This is a genomic window from Rhodobacter sp. SY28-1 (assembly GCF_005222785.1).
Lineage (GTDB): Bacteria > Pseudomonadota > Alphaproteobacteria > Rhodobacterales > Rhodobacteraceae > Tabrizicola.
Window position 1 is genome coordinate 1 of the sequence record NZ_STGH01000010.1, and the last position, 721, is coordinate 721.

Consider the following 721-nt stretch of genomic DNA (forward strand, 5'->3'; position numbering starts at 1 on the left):
GCAGAACCACGCGCTGAAGGACGTGTCGGTCGATATCCTCGACCGGGCCGTGACCGCCTTCATCGGGCCCTCGGGCTGCGGCAAGTCGACCTTCCTGCGCTGCCTGAACCGGATGAACGATACCGTCGCCAGCGCCCGGGTGGAGGGCAAGATCCTGCTGGAGGGCGAGGACATCTACGATCCCCGCGTCGACCCGGTGCAGCTGCGCGCCAAGGTCGGCATGGTGTTCCAGAAGCCGAACCCGTTTCCGAAGTCGATCTACGACAACGTGGCCTACGGGCCGAAGATCCACGGGTTGACCCGCAACAAGGCGGAACTGGACGGGATCGTCGAGGCAAGCTTGCGCAAGGCCGCGCTGTGGAACGAGGTCAAGGACCGGCTGGATGCGCCGGGCACCGGGTTGTCGGGCGGCCAGCAGCAGCGGCTGTGCATCGCCCGCGCCGTGGCGACCTCGCCGGAGGTGCTGTTGATGGACGAACCCTGCTCGGCGCTTGACCCGATCGCCACGGCCCAGGTCGAGGAGCTGATCGACGAGCTTCGCAGCCAGTTTTCCGTCGTGATCGTGACCCATTCGATGCAGCAGGCGGCGCGGGTCAGCCAGAAGACGGCGTTCTTCCATCTGGGCAACCTGGTGGAATACGGCGACACCCCCGCAATCTTCACCAACCCGAAGGACCCGCGGACCGAAGCCTACATCACCGGCCGCATCGGGTAAGGAGAG

The 721-nt window shown here is 66.0% G+C and carries 1 protein-coding gene; it reads left to right on the forward strand.

The window, feature by feature from the left end; translation table 11 throughout:
• Window positions 1-715: phosphate ABC transporter ATP-binding protein PstB (gene pstB / locus E8M84_RS21340; protein ID WP_137113274.1), on the forward strand; the 715-nt coding region annotated here is incomplete at its 5' end.
• Window positions 716-721 lie beyond the last annotated feature (6 nt).